The 18,727-nt window shown below is 34.2% G+C and carries 19 protein-coding genes and 1 pseudogene; 3 read left to right on the top strand and 17 right to left on the bottom strand.

Annotated features, from left to right (window positions below):
- Position 1 precedes the first annotated feature (1 nt).
- The 3 genes from Q0486_RS09995 to Q0486_RS09985 are packed head-to-tail and all read right to left on the bottom strand — an operon-like array spanning position 2 to position 3,063.
- The gene (locus Q0486_RS09995) at positions 2-904 is read right to left on the bottom strand and encodes a vitamin B12 dependent-methionine synthase activation domain-containing protein (RefSeq protein WP_299232539.1); all 903 of its coding nucleotides are present in this window, start codon (positions 902-904) and stop codon (positions 2-4) included.
- Positions 905-948: 44 nt separating this feature from the next.
- On the bottom strand, positions 949-2,289 hold the full coding sequence (locus Q0486_RS09990) for a dihydroorotase (RefSeq protein ID WP_299232537.1): 1,341 nt from the start codon (positions 2,287-2,289) through the stop codon (positions 949-951).
- 24 nt (positions 2,290-2,313) lie between these two features.
- Entirely contained in the window at positions 2,314-3,063 is a 750-nt protein-coding gene (locus Q0486_RS09985; RefSeq protein ID WP_299232535.1) for a polyprenol monophosphomannose synthase, read from the bottom strand.
- Between the two features lie 285 nt (positions 3,064-3,348).
- Between Q0486_RS09985 and Q0486_RS09980 the strand changes: the two genes are divergently transcribed.
- From Q0486_RS09980 to Q0486_RS09970, 3 genes are all read left to right on the top strand, one after another.
- Entirely contained in the window at positions 3,349-3,942 is a 594-nt protein-coding gene (locus Q0486_RS09980; protein WP_299232533.1) for a hypothetical protein, read from the top strand.
- Between the two features lie 14 nt (positions 3,943-3,956).
- Entirely contained in the window at positions 3,957-4,319 is a 363-nt protein-coding gene (locus tag Q0486_RS09975) for a hypothetical protein (RefSeq protein ID WP_299232531.1), read from the top strand.
- 178 nt (positions 4,320-4,497) lie between these two features.
- Positions 4,498-6,015 carry a DUF3843 family protein gene (locus Q0486_RS09970; RefSeq protein ID WP_299232529.1) on the top strand — a complete coding sequence of 506 codons (1,518 nt, stop codon included), beginning with the start codon at positions 4,498-4,500 and terminating at the stop codon, positions 6,013-6,015.
- Between the two features lie 118 nt (positions 6,016-6,133).
- Here Q0486_RS09970 and Q0486_RS09965 read toward each other — a convergent pair.
- The 14 genes and pseudogenes from Q0486_RS09965 to Q0486_RS09900 form a co-directional block, all read right to left on the bottom strand.
- Positions 6,134-6,343, bottom strand: a pseudogene (locus tag Q0486_RS09965) (GGGtGRT protein); the annotation flags it as partial.
- 324 nt (positions 6,344-6,667) lie between these two features.
- Positions 6,668-8,443 (bottom strand): NACHT domain-containing protein, encoded by a 1,776-nt coding sequence (locus Q0486_RS09960; protein WP_299232527.1) that lies wholly within the window; start codon positions 8,441-8,443, stop codon positions 6,668-6,670.
- A 154-nt stretch (positions 8,444-8,597) separates the two neighbouring features.
- On the bottom strand, positions 8,598-9,215 hold the full coding sequence (locus Q0486_RS09955; RefSeq protein ID WP_299232525.1) for a hypothetical protein: 618 nt from the start codon (positions 9,213-9,215) through the stop codon (positions 8,598-8,600).
- A 3-nt stretch (positions 9,216-9,218) separates the two neighbouring features.
- Complete coding sequence (locus Q0486_RS09950) at positions 9,219-9,629, bottom strand: hypothetical protein (protein ID WP_299232523.1); 411 nt, start codon at positions 9,627-9,629, stop codon at positions 9,219-9,221.
- A gap of 1 nt (position 9,630) precedes the next feature.
- Positions 9,631-9,876 (bottom strand): hypothetical protein, encoded by a 246-nt coding sequence (locus Q0486_RS09945; RefSeq protein WP_299232521.1) that lies wholly within the window; start codon positions 9,874-9,876, stop codon positions 9,631-9,633.
- A 594-nt stretch (positions 9,877-10,470) separates the two neighbouring features.
- Positions 10,471-11,292, bottom strand: coding sequence for a hypothetical protein (locus Q0486_RS09940; RefSeq protein WP_299232519.1), 822 nt, complete (start codon positions 11,290-11,292; stop codon positions 10,471-10,473).
- 326 nt (positions 11,293-11,618) lie between these two features.
- Positions 11,619-12,065, bottom strand: a complete 447-nt coding sequence (locus Q0486_RS09935; protein ID WP_299232518.1) for a JAB domain-containing protein — start codon at positions 12,063-12,065, stop codon at positions 11,619-11,621.
- 87 nt (positions 12,066-12,152) lie between these two features.
- Complete coding sequence (locus Q0486_RS09930; RefSeq protein WP_299232516.1) at positions 12,153-12,428, bottom strand: Txe/YoeB family addiction module toxin; 276 nt, start codon at positions 12,426-12,428, stop codon at positions 12,153-12,155.
- Positions 12,416-12,706 (bottom strand): type II toxin-antitoxin system prevent-host-death family antitoxin, encoded by a 291-nt coding sequence (locus Q0486_RS09925; RefSeq protein ID WP_118485072.1) that lies wholly within the window; start codon positions 12,704-12,706, stop codon positions 12,416-12,418. The genes Q0486_RS09930 and Q0486_RS09925 overlap by 13 nt, the downstream gene beginning before the upstream one ends.
- Before the next feature lie 132 nt (positions 12,707-12,838).
- Positions 12,839-13,858, bottom strand: coding sequence for a DUF3871 family protein (locus tag Q0486_RS09920; RefSeq protein ID WP_299232514.1), 1,020 nt, complete (start codon positions 13,856-13,858; stop codon positions 12,839-12,841).
- Between the two features lie 333 nt (positions 13,859-14,191).
- Positions 14,192-14,968, bottom strand: coding sequence for a hypothetical protein (locus Q0486_RS09915; RefSeq protein WP_299232512.1), 777 nt, complete (start codon positions 14,966-14,968; stop codon positions 14,192-14,194).
- Between the two features lie 749 nt (positions 14,969-15,717).
- On the bottom strand, positions 15,718-17,487 hold the full coding sequence (locus Q0486_RS09910; RefSeq protein ID WP_299232510.1) for a hypothetical protein: 1,770 nt from the start codon (positions 17,485-17,487) through the stop codon (positions 15,718-15,720).
- The gene (locus Q0486_RS09905; RefSeq protein ID WP_299232508.1) at positions 17,484-17,915 is read right to left on the bottom strand and encodes a hypothetical protein; all 432 of its coding nucleotides are present in this window, start codon (positions 17,913-17,915) and stop codon (positions 17,484-17,486) included. The genes Q0486_RS09910 and Q0486_RS09905 overlap by 4 nt, the downstream gene beginning before the upstream one ends.
- Positions 17,916-17,972: 57 nt before the next feature.
- Entirely contained in the window at positions 17,973-18,497 is a 525-nt protein-coding gene (locus Q0486_RS09900) for a hypothetical protein (protein ID WP_299232506.1), read from the bottom strand.
- Positions 18,498-18,727: the final 230 nt, after the last annotated feature.

Genomic DNA, 18,727 nt, shown 5'->3' with positions numbered 1-18,727 from the left:
ATTAGCCAACATTCGCTCTCAGATACTTTCTCATCTCATCGGCAGTCTTGCCACGTCTCTCAGCATAGTCGGCAAGCTGCGCTTCGTCTATTTTTCCGACACTGAAGTATCTTGATTGAGGATGCGCGAACATCAGTCCACTCACCGAAGCATGAGGATGCATCATTCCGTTTTCAGTCAGAGTTATTCCTATACGCTTCATATCCAACAAATCATCAAGCAGAAAGTTCACCGAGATGTCAGGAAGTGAGGGATAGCCTACGGCAGGACGTATTCCGCAATACTTTTCGTCCAACAGGTCTTTTATGCTCAGATTTTCGTCAGGAGCATATCCCCAGACAGATTTTCTGATTGTTTCATGAATCTTTTCTGCTGCCGCTTCTGCCAGTCTCTCAGCTAAAGTCTTGCATAACATCATCTTATAGTCGTCACCTTCAAACTCTTCTTCCATCTTTGGATCGATAGTAGTGGCAAAACATCCCACTGTATCTGTAATTCCGGATGAGGCAGGCCTGACGAAGTCGCTCAGACATAGAAAAGGATCAGAGTCCTTAACTCTAGATTGTTGCCTTAACAGTGGGAATCTTGTTTCTTCCATTATCAGATTGTCGCCGTCCGAATTTGCGTCCATCAGGCGATACATGGCATAAACCTTGAAGCGTCCGTCCAGGCTGTTGAGCATTCTCTGTGCCTCTTTGTGCAGTTGCATAGCCTCAGAAGCCTTTGGCCTTTCATCTTCCTTGAAAGATACAAGCCACATTGCACGGCAGCCGTCACAACCATGAATATCGGCTATCGACGAATATTTGGGTTGAAATCCCCATGCATGGAAAAAGTAAATCCAGTTTATGTAGTCAGCCAGTTCGTGTATGTCGTATTCTTTTACGGTGATGTCTGTACGCATTTGGGGAATTAATAATTAAAAATTAATAGTTAAAAACTAACAAATCATCTGTCGAATACCAGTGCCTGACCTCTGTGGGCAGTATTTACGGTATCATTTTCGTAAACCACAGTTCCGTTTACCAGAGTTTTCTCAACCTTGGCATGGAAGTTTCTTCCCTCCATTGGGCTCCATCCGCAGCGGCTCTTTATGCAGTCGGTAGTGACAGTCCATTCATGATTAGGATTCAGTATCACCAGGTCTGCTTTATATCCTTCGCGGATATATCCTCTGTCTTTAATCTGATACAGCTCGGCAGGAGCATGACACATTTTCTGTACAAGCTGTTCCACTGACAACACACCTTCCTTGACAAGCTCATATATACTTACCAATGAGAATTGCAGGCTAGGCATACCAGATACAGCCTTCAGTGCACCGCCCTGTTTTTCAGAGAGTAGGTGAGGGGCGTGGTCGGTGCCTATCACATCAATCAGATTACTGCTTAGTGCTTTTCTCAGAGCGTCACGGTCTGTACGTGTCTTGATGCTAGGATTACACTTTATGCGTCCGCCAAGAGTCTTGTAATCTTCATCGCAGAACATAAGATGCGAAACGCAAGCCTCGGAAGTGATTTTCTTTTCTGACAGGGGTTTATCTTCGAACAGTTCCAGCTCCTTGGCAGTACTTACATGAAGGATATGAAGACGCGCTCCTGTCTCCTTTGCCAGTTTAACGGCAAGAGATGATGAGTTATAGCAAGCCTCCTCGCTGCGGATTATCGGATGAAGAGAAATGTCTGCATCTTCGCCATACTTTTCTTTCACCTCGGCAGTGTTGCGGCTAATCACGGTCTGGTCCTCACAGTGAGTGGCAATCAGCATTCCCGCTTCGGAGAAAATTTTCTTCAAAGCTTCCATGCGGTCCACAAGCATGTTGCCTGTACTTGCACCCATGAACAACTTCACACCGCATACGTGAGTCTTGTCTAGATTTTTAAGCTGGTCGGCATTATTGTTCGTTGCCCCGAAATAGAAAGAATAGTTCACCACGCACTTTGTAGCAGCATCAGCAAACTTGTTTTCCAGAGCCTCTATGGTAGTGGTCTGCGGATTGCAGTTAGGCATATCCATGAACGAAGTCACACCTCCGGCAGCAGCTGCAGCGGTTTCTGTAGCCATATCAGCCTTGTGAGTAAGTCCAGGGTCGCGGAAATGCACGTGGTCGTCTATCACTCCAGGAAGCAGGAAGCAACCTTCTGCATCAATGGTCTCGTTTACATCACATTCAGGCGCAGCATCGCCTTCGATAATTCTGTATATTGTTTCATCCTCAGTAACAACCGAGCCTTTAAACTGTCTGCCTTCGTTCACGATGACAGCATTCTTTATCCAAATTCTTTTCATTTCCTAAAAACTAATAACTAAAAACTAACAACCTTTTCTCTTAGGATATTTCTTGAACCAACTGTCCAGTTTCAGTTTGATAACTCCGAATACAGCCTCGCCGAATATGCTGCTGTTCATCTTCGATGTTCCGAGCTCACGGTTGATGAATATCACTGGCACTTCTATAATTTTGAATCCGCATTTGTAGGCAGTGAACTTCATTTCAATCTGGAATGCATATCCCTTGAACCGGATTTTATCCAGATCTATGGTTTCAAGTACTTCACGTCTGTAGCACTTGAATCCGGCGGTAGTGTCATGAACAGGTATTCCGGTGATAAATCTTACATATTTGGATGCAAAGTAAGACATCAATACTCTGCCCATAGGCCAGTTCACCACGTTTACTCCGCTGATGTATCTTGAACCGATAGATACATCTCCGCCGTCCTCGTGACAAGCCTTATAGAGTCTTGGCAAATCATTTGGGTTATGGCTGAAGTCGGCATCCATTTCGAAAATATAGTCGTACTTCTTCTCTATAGCCCATTTGAATCCTGTGATGTATGCGGTTCCTAGTCCCAGTTTACCTTTTCTCTCAATCATGAAAAGCCTTTCCGGAAATTCTTTCTGCAGTCTTTTCACTATGTCTGCTGTTCCGTCCGGCGAGTTGTCTTCGATAATCAGAATATGGAAAAACTTTTCCAGTCCGAATACGGCACGGATTATATTCTCAATGTTTTCCTTCTCGTTGTAAGTAGGAATTATGATGATGCTGTCACTGTTTTGCATATAAATAATTATAAATTGTACTTAAAAACAAAGGTAATGAAAAAATCCTCTACCTCTTGTTATTAATTGTTAATTGTTATATGACAAAACATATTTCTTTTGCGAATACTTTTTTATATCGAAACTTCTTGCCACATTTACCGTGACACGGACGTGTTACACGCGTTGCACGTTCGTGTTACGATCGTTACACGCTCGTGTTACACGCGTCACACGTCCGTGTCACGCGATCTTTATCTAAGAGTTTTTAATTGGGAATCGATAAACATTAAAAATAATATAAGTATGCCTATAAAATTTGATTTGTATAATAATCCCGATAGTGAAGATGTTACATCTTCGGGTCTACATGCCAAAGTGATTACGCGGGGAGTAATAAATACAAGGAACATCAGCCAAAGCATAAACAAGAAATGTACTCTTACAGAATCGGACGTATGGGGTGTGCTGACAGCTTTAAGAAACGAATTGTATGATGCCTTTAAAGAGGGGTATTCCGTTCATTTGGAAGGTCTTGGTCATTTCAGTCTCAGTCTTAAATGCGAACCGGATGTAGACCCTAAATATGTATCTTCAAATGATATAAGAGTTAAAGGCATCAAGTTTGCTCCCGAGAAGGAATTGCTTGAAATGCTTAGGACAGTTCAGTTTGAACACGACACCGATGATTCGCGTCACTCCAGTAATATGGAACAATCGGAAATAATGGCAAAGATTGACAAATATTTTGCCGATAATCAGTTCATGCGTCGTGTTGATTTTGAAAAGCTGACAGGTTTCAACAAGTCTAAAGCGTTGCGAACTCTGAAGGAACTTGTGAAAGACGGAGTCCTGAAGAATGTAGGAACCGTGAATATGCCAATGTATATTAAGAACTAAATATAACGAAAACTATGAACAAATTTAATGTATTTCTTGCAGCAAGTGCTTTTTCGTTGTGTCTCTCTTCATGTGAGACCTCAAAGTCGCCGATTGAACATCTGTCTTCATTGGTAGAACAAGTGGAAGACAGGTATGATGAATTTACGGATGAAGATTGGGAAAAGATAGCAGCTGAGTATGAGAAGATTGAAGAGGAAATGTCGAAATATGAGTTTACCGATGACGAATTGAAGGAGATAGGAAAGCTGAAAGGCAGGATTTATGCAAAAATGACCAAGAACGCCTTGAAAGATTTTTCAAAACAGATTGAGGATTTGGGTAAGCAGATTGAAGGCGGTGTAGAAGGTTTCTTTGAGGAACTTAATGAAGATTAATATCGTCTGTCTGACATAAGTTCGGTCGTCGTTCAGTGAGTGTTCACTGGGAGGCAGCTGAGGGCTTGAACTTGATTTCGTAATATTGCATAATGCAAAATTATTGCCTGTTAAGGAACAGGGGCAACAGAAGTGTGTGCATTGTATGTAGTTTGATTTAAAGTGAAATTAATCTAAGATGAGAAGAATTTATCCTAAGGAATGGGTGTCTATGCATCCATATACTAAAACCGATGCGACAGACAATTATTACTGTAAATTGGTAAATAGAATAATTGAAGTGCTATATGATTATGACATAATGAAGGGGGAGATAGAGCCGGAAGACGAGCTTTACGAAGACACGGCGATATTTCTTGTCGGATGGTTTGAAGATATTATCTCTCAGACCGGTGTCTGGCAGGTGTTCACTTCGCAGTGCGAAAAACGGTATGGCAGCCGTTTGCCTTTTTATGAACCGGGCGAAGATTATTATCCCGACGAGATAAACGTGGAAGATGTACGCTTCATTCTGTGGCATTGCTTTCAGAGAGATAAAATTGGGGAGAAAATCTATAATCCGGAAAACACCGGTATTATGGTATTGGCAAATGTAATATACGATATCTTTGACGAGGAGTTTGAGACAGCTCCTGTAAATGAAAGACTTCAGGATTTCTTCGATTTCTCTTATTTGACAGAGGATGATTTTATGGAATACAGAAGTAAGGTAGAGTGGTTCTATTTCCATTCGTATATCAACATGGGATGTTATGAATGTTATTTGGAAACTCTGTCCGATCAGTTGGATGAATTTGAGAAGCGTAAGGAACTTGATGACCGTAAGATAGATTTGATGATATATTCCTTTAGGATAAACACCGTATTGTCGGGCAGAACACCTCTTCTTTTCATTACAGCTCCTGAATATCTGAAACTTCTTTTTGAGGAACAGGCTATGAATCCAGTTGATGCACCATATATGTACGTGGACAGCAGGATGGAAGCATTATATCTGGTGACGGACGATACTGATGATTATTATGTGTTAAAGGAAGTTTCAGACAAGGAGGATATTTATAAAGTAACAAAAGATTCTATTGAGCTTAATGCTCCAAAATTAATTCCAGGTGATACGGTAGTTACATCAACTCTGTTCAAGTTTGGAAAGTATTGGCAACACAATGGAGCTATGAATATCTATAGCATTAAAGATATTCCGGACCTTGATAACATTAAGAAGGAATTCTCGAATGTTAACAAAAAGGTGGCATACGATGACTTCATTGCGGCAACTAAAGGAAAACATTTTGTATTCATGAAAGGAAAAGAAGAGATGAACGATTTCATTTCCAATAGGATGAAATATAAAATAGCTCAAGGACTGAAAGTTCCTGATACTGGAAATGACGTATTGATGTTATGTGTTACACCTAAACAAGGACTATCTGTTGTGCGTAACTATTGTGAATGTATCGCTTCTCCTGATAATCCATATTACAATAAGGAAAAGGCTCAAAAGAATGCATTCAATTTCTTGACAAACAGACAATTGATACCGTATGAACTGGCTTGCAAACTTCTTGATAGAGGATATCTAAAGGATGCAGCCTTGAATAGCACTAAAGGGCCGGAACATGGTAAAGAGTTGGTAAGGAAGAATGCCCGATTTATGTTGGATTATTTCTTCAACAGGTGCAGGGAGAAAGATTTATAATAAAATATGTATTCAGTTCAGTGACCATTTGGCACTATAAAATAAACAGAGAAGTAATTCATTATCCTCATCCGTTCATATGCGTTATAAACAAAAAAAACTCCTGCAATCATTTAGACTACAGGAGTTTATATATTTGATTAAGTATAGAATACTTATTCAAAGCAGTAGCAACGTCAACTGCACATGCAACTGTACATCCTACCATAGGGTTGTTACCGATACCCAAGAATCCCATCATTTCTACGTGAGCAGGAACTGATGAAGAACCAGCGAAATGAGCATCTGAGTGCATACGACCCATAATATCTGTCATACCGTAAGAAGCAGCGACCTTGCATCCATGCAACCTTTTTAATTGTCTATAAATCAGATTTATAGTGACAATAGATAAACTCCGAGTTAATAAATAAAAGAACTAATTATAAAAATGGGCTGCATTATGGTCAAATTCCATATGCAATCCAGCTTTAAGAGAAATCCATATTTGAATTAAGACCGTATTCTGATTTGAGTGTCGATAAAGTATAAATCACCGTCAATGCCATAAAGTACATTGTTGGGGACTACATCAAACACTTCATATTCTGAATTATGATATTCGCAGTAATTAATGTTTAAAAATATTAAATTAATTATCTGTATAATTGTTTTATGCAAGGTCGATAAAATCAGCGTCAGTAGCTTCATCGTTATTGATTTCTTGTTTTAATCGATATAAAGTATCTTGAATATTGTTGATATATTGATTTAGAAAAGGAATTATGTATTTTGTGGCTAATTCTTTTCTAACAAGTTCTCTTGTTTTATCAATCTCACCTTCAGTTTTTTGGAGTGGCTCTTGAATCTGTTTACGTTCTTCTTCAAATCTTTTTCTAAAGTATTTATTGTATTTAATATCTTCATGTATAAAAATCATTTTATCTAATAAGATGTTATTAATAGATGTGTATGTATTTCGTAAGATAGTGAATAAATCTATAACCTCTTTATAATTCATGCTATCTATTTTTTTTATATTATCAATAGCATCAGAAAGAAATGGTATGATAGTATAATTTATTATGGATCTTTTATCTAATTCAGATAATAATAAATAGAAATTATCATATTCTCTGTTTTTCCATTTTGTTTCTTTTATAAATGTCTTATAAATTTTTTTGTAGATTTTTTCTTTATTATATTCTGATAATGATGCTATATAACTAGCTGCAAAATATTCTTGTAAAGAACGATGCGGGTAAGTATATTCTGTTCCTTCTTGTGTTATAATTCCAATAGCAACTTGAAAATCCTGCATCAATTTTTGATTCTCAAAAGAAATTTTTTTCTTGCTCTTTATTAGTTGTAACTTATCTTCAATATATTGTAAGGAAAAAGTAAATTTTTCATCAAAATATGATAAAAATGAAAATAATCTTAATATTTCGATGATATTTTCTTTTGATAAACCACTTTGTTTTTCTCTAACAAAAGCCATTTTAGAGATGCTATCATGCAAAGAAAATAATGTTTCAAAGACTTGGTTATAAAAGTCACTTCTTTTTTGTGGTATATTTGAGTATGATTGAAATGTTAATATAAACATAGAAAGCAGCAAAGGATTACTGAGAAAAGTTTTATAATCTTTGTTTTCTTGATTATGGACAGCTTCAATTATTTTCTTACATAATTCCTCATCTCGTTTTGGAATTTGTTTAATAATAAATTCATCTATATCATCATCTGATAGGTCGCAAACATCATAATTGTAGAAAAGTGGTAACATTTCAATATCAGTAAAAGGTCTAGATGTTAGCATATAGTTATTCCTGTTGTACCGTTTGACAAGATCATCTATATCCTTGGTTATTTGTTGCTTTTTAGTAGAAATTATTTCGTCATATCCATCTAAAAAGAAAATGAAATCTCCAGATTGCATTAACTTTTCTGTGATATTATCACTATTGGTTAATCCTTGAAATTTGAAAATTTTATCTTGAATAAAACTGATAATATTTCCTTTATAGTCGTTTAAATACCTTAACTCTATTTTTATTGGTATTTTAAATTTTGTTTGTATTGCGTTTACAAATAAATATTTTACTATTGTACTTTTTCCACTTCCAGCCGTACCTTTTAAGGTTATATATTGATGCTCTTTGAAAAGCTCTTGAATAGAAGCAGTTGATATTTTACTTTTAGATGTATTTCTTCTCCAATATTGGCTTGGCACAATAAAAAGGGGTTGGTATATATCGAAAAGATTTACAGGGTAAGCTCTGTGTAATAAAGTTTTTATTTGAATGTTACGGTTGTATTCTTCAGATAAATATTCAAGAATATTATTGTTCATTACAAATTCTATATTTTCAATAGCTCTATCTATGTTTTTCCCTATAATTGAAGATAATTTTTCACCTAACAATTTACTTATTAATTCTTTCATATCTAATAAGATTAATTTATTTGTTATCAAATCTTTTATCCACAAAAATAAGATTTTTTTTACTATAAGCTTTTATATTTATTATGAAAATATTGTAAAATAGTTATCTAATTTTATTTTGTTTCTTGTAGATATAAAATTGATTTGTTTGTAGTTACTTATATTTGTATTGGCGTATATGCAGATAAACAAATTTTCCATCATGATATTCTTTACATTCTACCCAATTATTTAGATTGTCATATTGGTATTCAAACTCTTTTTTTATTCTCTTACCATTCCACCAAGCATCGCATAAGACTATATGTTCTAAATGATTATATTTGATAATAGTTTGTTTCTTTATGCCCTTATCATCCTCCCAATTTGAAATTATAGTTTTTTCAGCTAATTGTCCTTTACTTCCTTCTGGTTCTATATAAGGAGAAACATCTTCCGTTGTGGAACCCCTAAACTCTACTTGTTGTCTGTATTCTTTAATGTGCACATGATTAGAGTCAAATTCTCTAACTAATAATGTAGATAAATTATTCCCATAATAAGATATAGTGTCACATTGCGTTATTCTTCCATTAGAAAGAATCATTTTATGCTCATGTTGTATTGTTCTTGTTTCCTCTATTGCTTTATTTGAAAAATACCATTTACTAATTTCTTTTCTACTTATAGAGAAATTCTGTTCAATTACCCCTTGAATGAGTTCTATATTGTGCAGACTATTGAATAATCTACTAATATGTATTGAGTAAATATCTATAACTTCACACATCATAAATTATTCTAATGAGAAATCACCTAATTGTGTGTAGCTTTTTAGACAGTATTGAATCTCTTTTTTTGAGTGTTTACCTCCTACTAAAAGAGTATCAAATCCTAAAGTCATTAACTGTCTAATAAAAGGTTTGTTTGATAGTATATATTGAGAAATTTCTCTAATTTCAGAATCTTTCAAATTGCTATCGTTCTCTATGGATATTCTAAATCCACTTCTTAAAAAGAATGCACTCATTTCATGTGCATAATTTACATCTCCAATAGTTACAGATACTTTGCAGAATCTATCTAATTCACCGCAACAGTAACTATCTTTAAAATTCTGATTCATGGTATTTATCAACTTCATTCGTTCTAATGAAGTACCTACTAAAGAATTTAGTAAGTTTTTAAAGAAATCGATAATATTCATATTATGTTAATTTATCATTTACCACATCCTTAATCTTTAATAATTCTCTATAATTGAACCTGTTGTCATTAATCATTGCAGTTAGTTCCTCTGCTACATCTTTATTGTTGGGATGCTTGTCTGGATGAGTTTGCTTTATAAGCTCTTTATATAGCTGCTTAGCTTTAGCCATGCTTTTAACAACATTATATGCCTCATCATTACTTGAATGAATTTTGAAACTGAATAGTCTGGCAAATATATTCATAGTATTTTTTGTTAAGAGAATAGCCATGCAACTATTCCAATTATTACTATAACTATAAAGAAAATAAAAAACTCAGATAATTGAGGACCTTTTCCATCATAGTACATTTTTGTCATAATCATAATATTTATGCTTACCAGTCCCCATAGATAAGCTGTTAAAATAAAAAGGTGCGGGGACACTATATTGCTTTATTCTACATTCTGGTCTTCGCATTACCTCTAGCATGAATAAAACAATAGCCCCACACCAAACGGTATATATAAACCTTACAAACATAAGGTAGGTATATATCAAATGTGGGTGCTATTGCTACCATCTTCATGCTAGTTTTCAAAGTTGCGAAGTTTGAATGTAGAAGATAATTTCAATAACACCTTGTCGTTAATTATGTCCTTTCAGCTTGTTAACACTATAACTCACTGAAATTGTTGCAAATTTAGCGAAAGGTTTTGATATTTTGAAAGGAAAGTAAATTATAATATATGCTTTTTCTTATTAATAATGGTATTCAGTCTGCATATGTTACTAATAAAAAACAGCATAAGAGTTTTTAGACTCAAATGCTGTTCCTTTGTTTTAAATATTTTATGATTAGATGCAGGAAAGAATAGTTTTAACATCTGTATCTTTTATAAAATCAGCTTTACATAGAATAACATTTTTATCAGAACTTCCCCATGTAGATTTATATCTTTCTTCATAGTTACTGTAATAACGGACTCTATCGTAAATTTGTGCTATTAGATGTTCTTCTGAAATATAGATTTCTTTGTTGTCAATTAATTCTATAAGAAAATCTATAATTTCTTTTTGGGTAGGATTAATTTTTCTTCTTATAAATTCATTTAAAGCTCTGTTTATAATTCCACTTGCAGTTTTGAAATAATATCCTTCTCGTTGTTCAATAGAAACTCTACGTTTTTGGGTTAAAATTGCAGGTAATAAATACCATTCATGACCTGTAATTGAATTTATTAATGATATAACCATTAGAGTTTTTTTAGCATATTTTCCACCGCTACAGAATGTGTCAGATAATATATCATATCCTTTTGAAAGAAGTAGTTTTTCAGTCTTCTCAAAAGTTAAATTGAATTCTGGTTCGTTATTTGTGATATATCTGCGATTAATAAAAAAGCTCTTTTGATTATAGCTAAAAAAGACATCTGTATATCTAATTGGATTTAAAGGATTTAGTTTATATCTTGAATTACTTCCAGTAAACAAACTTTCATTTAATTTACTTGGAAAATAAGGGTAACCAAGTAAATTGGTATTGCGTCCCCACCTTGTAATCCTGTTAAAGACAAAATTTAATTCTGCATAAAATATGTCACTATCAAAAGGGGTTGCCCAGACTTGTTCTTTATTTTTTATATTTTCTAGGACTGGGCAAGTAAAAAACTGAGCCATATTATTCTTAAAGTTTTTTGTTATGTATTATTTCAAAAACAAATATAATATATTTTTATCAGATAGACATTTAGAGATGTATTTAGACTCTGATAAAAAGAAATAGTTTGACTATCTTAAGAAGATATAATTACCTTGTTCTGATTAAGAGTTTTTTACTTAAAATATGAGATTAACCTGTTAGTATAAGATTGAAATGCCATACATAAATAATCAGACTTTAGGTATATCTGGAGTTTAAAATTTAGGTAGGACAAACTTTGATTGGGGGTTATAAAGCAAACCTTATTCCTGATTTGTCCTACCTGTAGTTTAGAGTTTATATGTTACAGCATTCCTTCATCTGCAAAACTGTAGTATTCTGCATCAGTAAGGATGATATGGTCTAAGACTTTTATTCTCATAAGCTGGGCTGCATCCCTTACTTGTTTAGTAAGTCTTATATCCTCTGGTCTTGGCTTTAAGTTTCCACTTGGATGATTATGTGCCAGAATTAAAGCTACGGAATTAGTAAGTAATGCAGCTTGAAAAATCAGTCTTACATCTGCTGTAGTTTCTGTTATTCCTCCTCCAGATATAAGATTATATCCTAAAACTTGGTTGGCTTGATTAAGAAACAAGACTTTGAAATATTCCTTGTAGCATATAGTTCCTTTCTTATATGTAGAAAGTAGATATTTATATGCATCCTCTGAACAGGTTACTTTATATTTACTGATATTTTTAGGCTTATATGATAATTTCACTTCTCCTACTTTATAATCTATGTTCATAATTGTAATGTTTAATTGGGTTAGTAGAAATAAAAAAGGACAACTAACTTAATAGCTGTCCTTTCTTCAATATTAATAATATGTTACTTATTTCTTGGTGTAATGGTATCTCATAGAGAATATATAAACCTCTATTGTATCATCATGTACAGAGTAAACGATTCTATGCTCTGCATTGATTCTTCTTGACCATTTTCCAGCAAGTTCATATTTAAGCGGTTCTGGCTTTCCTATTCCTGTGTAGGGATGTGCGGCAATATCTTCCAATAAGTTTTTGATTTTATTCAATATTGCTTTGTTTCCGCTTTGGGTAAAGTATAGATATTCTTTCCTCGCCTGTTCTGATAATGTTACTCTGTACATGCTACACGTTTTAAGAAATCCTCTATGCTTTCACCTTCATTCTGGGATATGGAATTTCCGTTCTTAATATCCTCTTCGCCTTTATGTATTGCTTCCATTGTATCTGGTGACGACATGATGTATTCTGTTTCTTTTAGAGAATTGTATTCATCCAAAGAAATCATTACTACTCCTTTGCCATTACCACGATTGACAACTACAGTGTCATAATCATCAATTACTGCATCAATGTAGCTTTTCAAGTTGGCTCTTAAATCTGTGTAATTAGCTGTTCTCATAAATCCTCCTTTGTTATAATGCAAAGATATGTACTTATTTGCGTACTTACAAATATAAATAGTTAATTATTTGATATTTAAGAAAAGGACACTCATTAAGAATGCCCTTTTCTCTCAATCAATAAAGCTCATTTAATCAATGAACCATTTATATTTCTCATCACCATGTAAAGCTGAATTTATTCCTAAAGCCATTTCTGTAGCATTAAGAGAACGGTCTAAGAATGAATCAATATAGCTTGACTTATTAGCTCCAGTTAATAAATTATAGAATTTCCACATATTAAGCTCATTCCCAAAGCTGCCAAAGTTTTCATCATTAATGTATGCTTTAGCTACACTGTTTATCTGTGTATCAGTAAGCAACATTCTTGGTAGTGCTTTCTGGTAGCCTGTTGGTAAGCATTGATAAAGCCTTGCCTTACCCAATATTGTTGCAAACTGGTGTTCACTCATAGAAGTGTTACCTAATTGCTGCATAAGATAAATATGCTTGGCTGGATTGTAGTTACTGAAAAGTTCCAGTGCTGCACGATATAGCTCTGTAGTGTCATTTACTCTCAAATCATCCTTGTAACCGTCTGTAAATATGCACATGTTACAGCAGACTTGGTTTTTGAATCCAATTGCAAGACGGAACAACTCTGGAACTTTCTTTGAATATAGATTCATCTGGTTGTAAGCTCTCACACCTACGATAGAAAGATTTAATTTATTTTCTCCTACTGTTTCATAAATGGTTGGAACATCAATACTGAAAGCACATCTTTCATAGTAGATAGTCTTGTCAGATTCCAAAAGCTGATTGGCAGGTTTATGGATAGCTTCTGGGATTCTTCCCTTAATAATGTGGCTTGTTCTGATTGTGGCTTGTTCAACCTTTTCACCACAAAAGAAAGATTGTGCTGCATCCTGTATTGTTTCAATAAACTGAGCATGATTGATTGTAAGCTCATTGTCTTTAGAGAACACTGGAGTAATGCAATCATTCTTTAAATGATTCAATGTTACTTCCTGTGTGTTGGCTTCGATAAAATGATTTGTTGGCTTTATTGGCTCATCCATGATAATGGTAGCTTCTTCTGCATATTCACCCAAATTCATTCTCTCACGGTTCTGTGCCATAGCTGGCATAATAACTAAATTTCTCATAATGTAATTGAATTAAATGATTATTGATTGAATTGATTAAATAAGAACGAGCCTAAAACACAAATGAATTTCTTCGTTTGCATCTTAGGCTATTCTTGTGCTTTTCCCTAAAAAGACTTTATATGAAGTGAGGAGTTTAGTAAATTATTCCATTAACTATGGTAATAGTGCATCGTGCCAGTTCTCTTATTAATAAGCATTCTTTTTCAGTCAGTTATCAGAGAAAGTTTTTAAAGCATTCTTTTTTCCTTAATTGCCCATGAGGGGGATAAAATAGTGGTATGGTATCTCGTATATAACTCTTTAGATATAGAAACAGGATTTGAGTTTGATTTATAAAATAATATCTTGAAGTTCTTCATCGTCTTTTATATCCAGCTTCGTGCCAACTAATCCACTTTCTAATGATTTCATAAAAGCGTGCATGTTTTGGATTCCTTCAAATTGTTTTTCTTTACACTTCTTATAAATCATGCACTCCTTTGAAATTGGATTTCCTCTGCTTTCATTATAAGCTATCATGTGCTCAAAACGGGCTTTAACATCTTCCACATATTTATCTTTTGGCTGGTCTATAATCAGACCTTTGGCTTTTAATATGGTTGAATCACCAACTTTATCTAATAAGTCCAGTTCTATTAGCTGGTCTATATATTTATTAATAGTATCATGCCCCATGTGAATTAGTTTTTCCAGTTTTCTCATGGGTAAAGTAATGGTATAACTGTGTGGTTCTGCTGCACTGAACAGTTTAAGAATGAATCCTCTATGTTTCAAATCTAATGTATCATTATATGAATCGTAAAACTCCCTGCTGATTCTTCTGTAATTTCCATAAGTAACTGGAAAAAAGATATAATCAGTCCAAGTTCTGTCCTTTCTGCCACTGTTCTTTTCTTGTATGGTAACTTCTCCTGTATCTCTTAACTTGTCATTGAATGATTTGGTTTTCCTGTTACCTTTGTAGTTGGATTTTGATTCCCCAACAAATGATGCAAGCTGGTCTATTGTAGTATCAGTTGTCAGTGTACTTTTATCTGCTATTAATAGTAACACATAGGTTCTGTAAACATCTGCACAACCAAGTTTCTGAATAAGTGTATTATTCATTACGGTATATTCTTTGAATGGTAGTTTCGTCATAAGGCAATCGCTCAATATGGTTAATAAGAATGATTTGGTTGGTCTTTAATAGAAATCTCATTTTAGAAGAACTTAATCTGTTGATTTTCCTTAGTTCGCTTAGCTTGCCATATATATGCTTGTTGTAAATCCACATATCATCGTTTTTTTTAATTCCAAATATCCAGATTACCTTTGCAATGCTCGTGAGAGGATTGCATGGTCTAATAGGAGTGTAGTAGTAGGAATGTAGAGAGGGGGTGATTAAGCACACGGTAAAAAGGGAATAAGCACACCCAATAAATTAGACAAAATCAATCTCTGTACTTTAAATCTTATCTTTTCAGTAAGCCAGTTTCTACAATGAGATATAATAAGTAGTAACTTTTCCATTTTTCTTTCTCCTTGTCTTTAGATAGTTATTAATATTAGCCCATAATCCTATATGAACTCTGTTATCTTTTACTCCTTGTCTTAATGCTTTTTCTCTGATTTGTTCATAAGTAAATTCCTGCATTTTAGAAATATTGAATGACTTGTAAATGGGTAATCTTGTTAGTGGGATTATCTGTTTGAGGTTGTATAAAGATAGTTACTTTATATGTGGGGAACTAATCTTGGGTTCACTACTTATAAAAGATAGGTTTAACGGTGTTGCAGATGATTCTGTAATGGTAGGACAAAAGTGTAATGGGGTATAAAAAGAAGAACTTTATTTGTTTTTGTCCTACCTGTAATTATAATAGCTCTGTTCTAAGGTAATATCCTCGTTCCCGTTTTTTCCCGATTCTGCATGGGACTGTATCGAAGTAATGATTAATAGTTTCCCCACGAATGCTTTTATGAGGATGAATATTCAACATTTCAAAGATTCTAGTCAGTTCAGAAACTATCTGTGAGCATTTGTATTTGTAATCAGTCTTGAAACTGTTCTTTATCAGTTTGACAGTTGTATTGCCCTGTATCCGTTTTAGAATAATAGCTTCGTTCATGCTTTTTTGTGAATAATTCATTTCTATGATTGAATCCAAACCTAAAAGTTCGTATGCTTCTATTAATAAGAAATCAACTTTTCTCATTTCATTGATAAAGTCCAAATCAAATTCAGATAGCGGTTCTTTCAGTTCGGAAAGTATAGCTACCATTTTCTTGCGCTTTTCTTTGACTGTCATTTTAGAGCCTTGAAGTAATAGTTGATTAAAGTCTTTAAATTGATAGATATATCCTGTACAGGAGGGGCGGAACATGTAACAGTCATAGTAAAGGGATATGATTCTGTCGCTGTCATGATAACTGCTTGTTACCAACTTGTCATTGGTATCATTATCAATAGCAAAATAGTTTTTCTTTCCATTTGGGTATAGCATTCTGTTGAATGGAAGTGAACGCATGGCTTCTCCAAAAGCATTCCTTTCTGTTTCGGATGCTGCACTGTTATATAATGTTCTGATTGTATTGTATGCATGTTCCTGTGCTAACTGGTGTATTCTGATTTCTTCTGTAGTCATTATTGGTAGATTATTGTCTGTTGTGTAGATATGTGTAAGTGTTGACAAACCGTTACGGAAACGACCTGCAATCTGTACACAATCCGTATTAATATCAAGTATGGTATATGGTGATGCCTTTATATCAGTAAGCATTACAACATGTGGGGTATAATCAACTTCCAAGTCAAAGGCATTATAAAACCTGCTTGTGAAGAAATTGAACTTTCTCATTCTGTCCGTTTCCCATTCATCATAAGCATTATTGAATCCAAGTTCGTTCTTTAGCTTCTGTACACTTTTAGGCGCACAGAATATGGATGATTCGTTCTGGATTCCCAACTTTTTTATTAATGAATGGCTGTAGTCAACAAGATTAATAAAGAAACATATTGGAGAATCATTATGTTGTTCCAGATAATCTCGAATGCTTTGCAGTGTATTATTGGTATGAATTATTGTAATATCCTGTTTGTAGTCATAGTCAGCATCAATTGTGACAGTTCTGAAACCTTGTGCATTGAAACGAGGGTCTGAGAATGCAATTGGTGTTGCCGAAACCAGAGCTTTCTGTTTGAAAAGGAAAAAATCATTCATAGGTAGAACTATGTTATCTCTATAATCTACGTCTTTTACCAACAGGTGAGATTCATCCATTAAGCAAAAGAAATGCGAATAGAGGTCTATTCCTGCATTGTTGGCAGCCTGTTTGATTTTAGGAAAACTTTCTGGTGTAGTCATCAGTTTGTGGTATTTGTTTGGCTCTTGTAAGTAGTTGGTTATTTTTTCTACTGAAACACCCTCGTAAACTCCGAACACTTTAAAGTCCTTGTCTGAATTTGCACATTTGCCTTGAATGACAGGAACATTAGGCTCTATCAGTATAGAAGGTCTGGGAGAATGGATTTCCAGATAGGTAGCTCCAATGCCAGGAAATTTCTTGGCAAGATTAATGTTTGATTCTATTTGTGGCATTATATCGGATAGCTTCTGTCCTTTACTGATAATGTAGTGGTTCATATATTGTTAGAGTTTAGATATTCTACAATAGGGTCTGTCAATTTGATTCTAAAATAGATTTTCCCGAATTTGAAAACTGCTATAAGGTTTATATATGGTTGGGTTTCTCTTAGAAAAGGAATTCTGTAGATTTTATGTCTCTTGTCAACCAATTCTTTAAGGACTGTAGTCTGGAAATCGGGTAATGATTCCTTTTGTAATGGAAAAACTCTGAAATCATCGGAACTTCCAGTTTCCAGATAATTTATAACCCAGTTCCAAGATGCTGTATTTAGCATGTATTTTAACCTTGTCATGCCTGAGTTGCTTATCCAAGCACAAGGAGTATCATCAACTCGGATTGACAGATTTTTCTTTTGTTTCATCAGTTGTTTTACTTGATGATGTGCTGATTCATTATTGTATGCTGGTGGGAGTATAATGTTCATGTTATTATGGTTTATAATAGGAGAGAGGTTTTACCCTCCCTCCAAAATTGGATTCGATTATGCAGTAAGAGCTTTGTTCAATAGTTCTTCAATGTGTTTATCCCTTTTAAGGTAGAAATGTATATCATAATGGAATCCGATAGAGAAAACAGCATGGAGAAATCTGTCACCGTTTGAACTAATGAAATCATCTTCAATCTTTAAGTGATATGAAGATTCCATGAATTTTTCAAACATTTCCAGTTCAAAATTTGTCGTGGTATCCTCTACTGTATTGTTACCTTCAGTTTGGAATGCTTGGATTGGTTTCAAGTTACTGCCCATTGCTGAAATGACTGCATTGATAAGTTCACCGTTTGCAATGGTTGTAAGTTCTTCTTTTATCAATCTACCTTTTTTATCTCTGTAAGTTAATGTAACTGTAATGGCAGGTATATTGTTGAGTGTCTTGAATCGTAAACGGATTTCTGTTGGGATTCTTAGCATACCGTTTATGAATCTGGTTACAAATACTGTATCAATAGTATTATTAACTAAAATCTGGTTTTCAGCAACTGTTTGTTTTAAAATTTTTATTTCCATAATCTAATTATTTAAAATGTTATTAATTCATGTAATCTGTAACTTGGCGCCTTATCGTTACTGATTACTTTGCAAAGATATGATGTTCTAATATGGTCGGTTGGTAAAGAATATCTGTGTGTTTTAGTGAGTTTTTTACCAACCTTTTACTTTTAGAATTATCATCACTTCTTTTTTAAAGCGATGCAAAAGTAGAAAATTAGAATATGGGAAATTGGTAAAAAAGATAG

Origin of the sequence: uncultured Bacteroides sp. (assembly GCF_937912035.1) — a bacterium.
GTDB lineage: Bacteria > Bacteroidota > Bacteroidia > Bacteroidales > Bacteroidaceae > Phocaeicola.
This window is presented reverse-complemented; position numbering and strand designations above follow the sequence as displayed.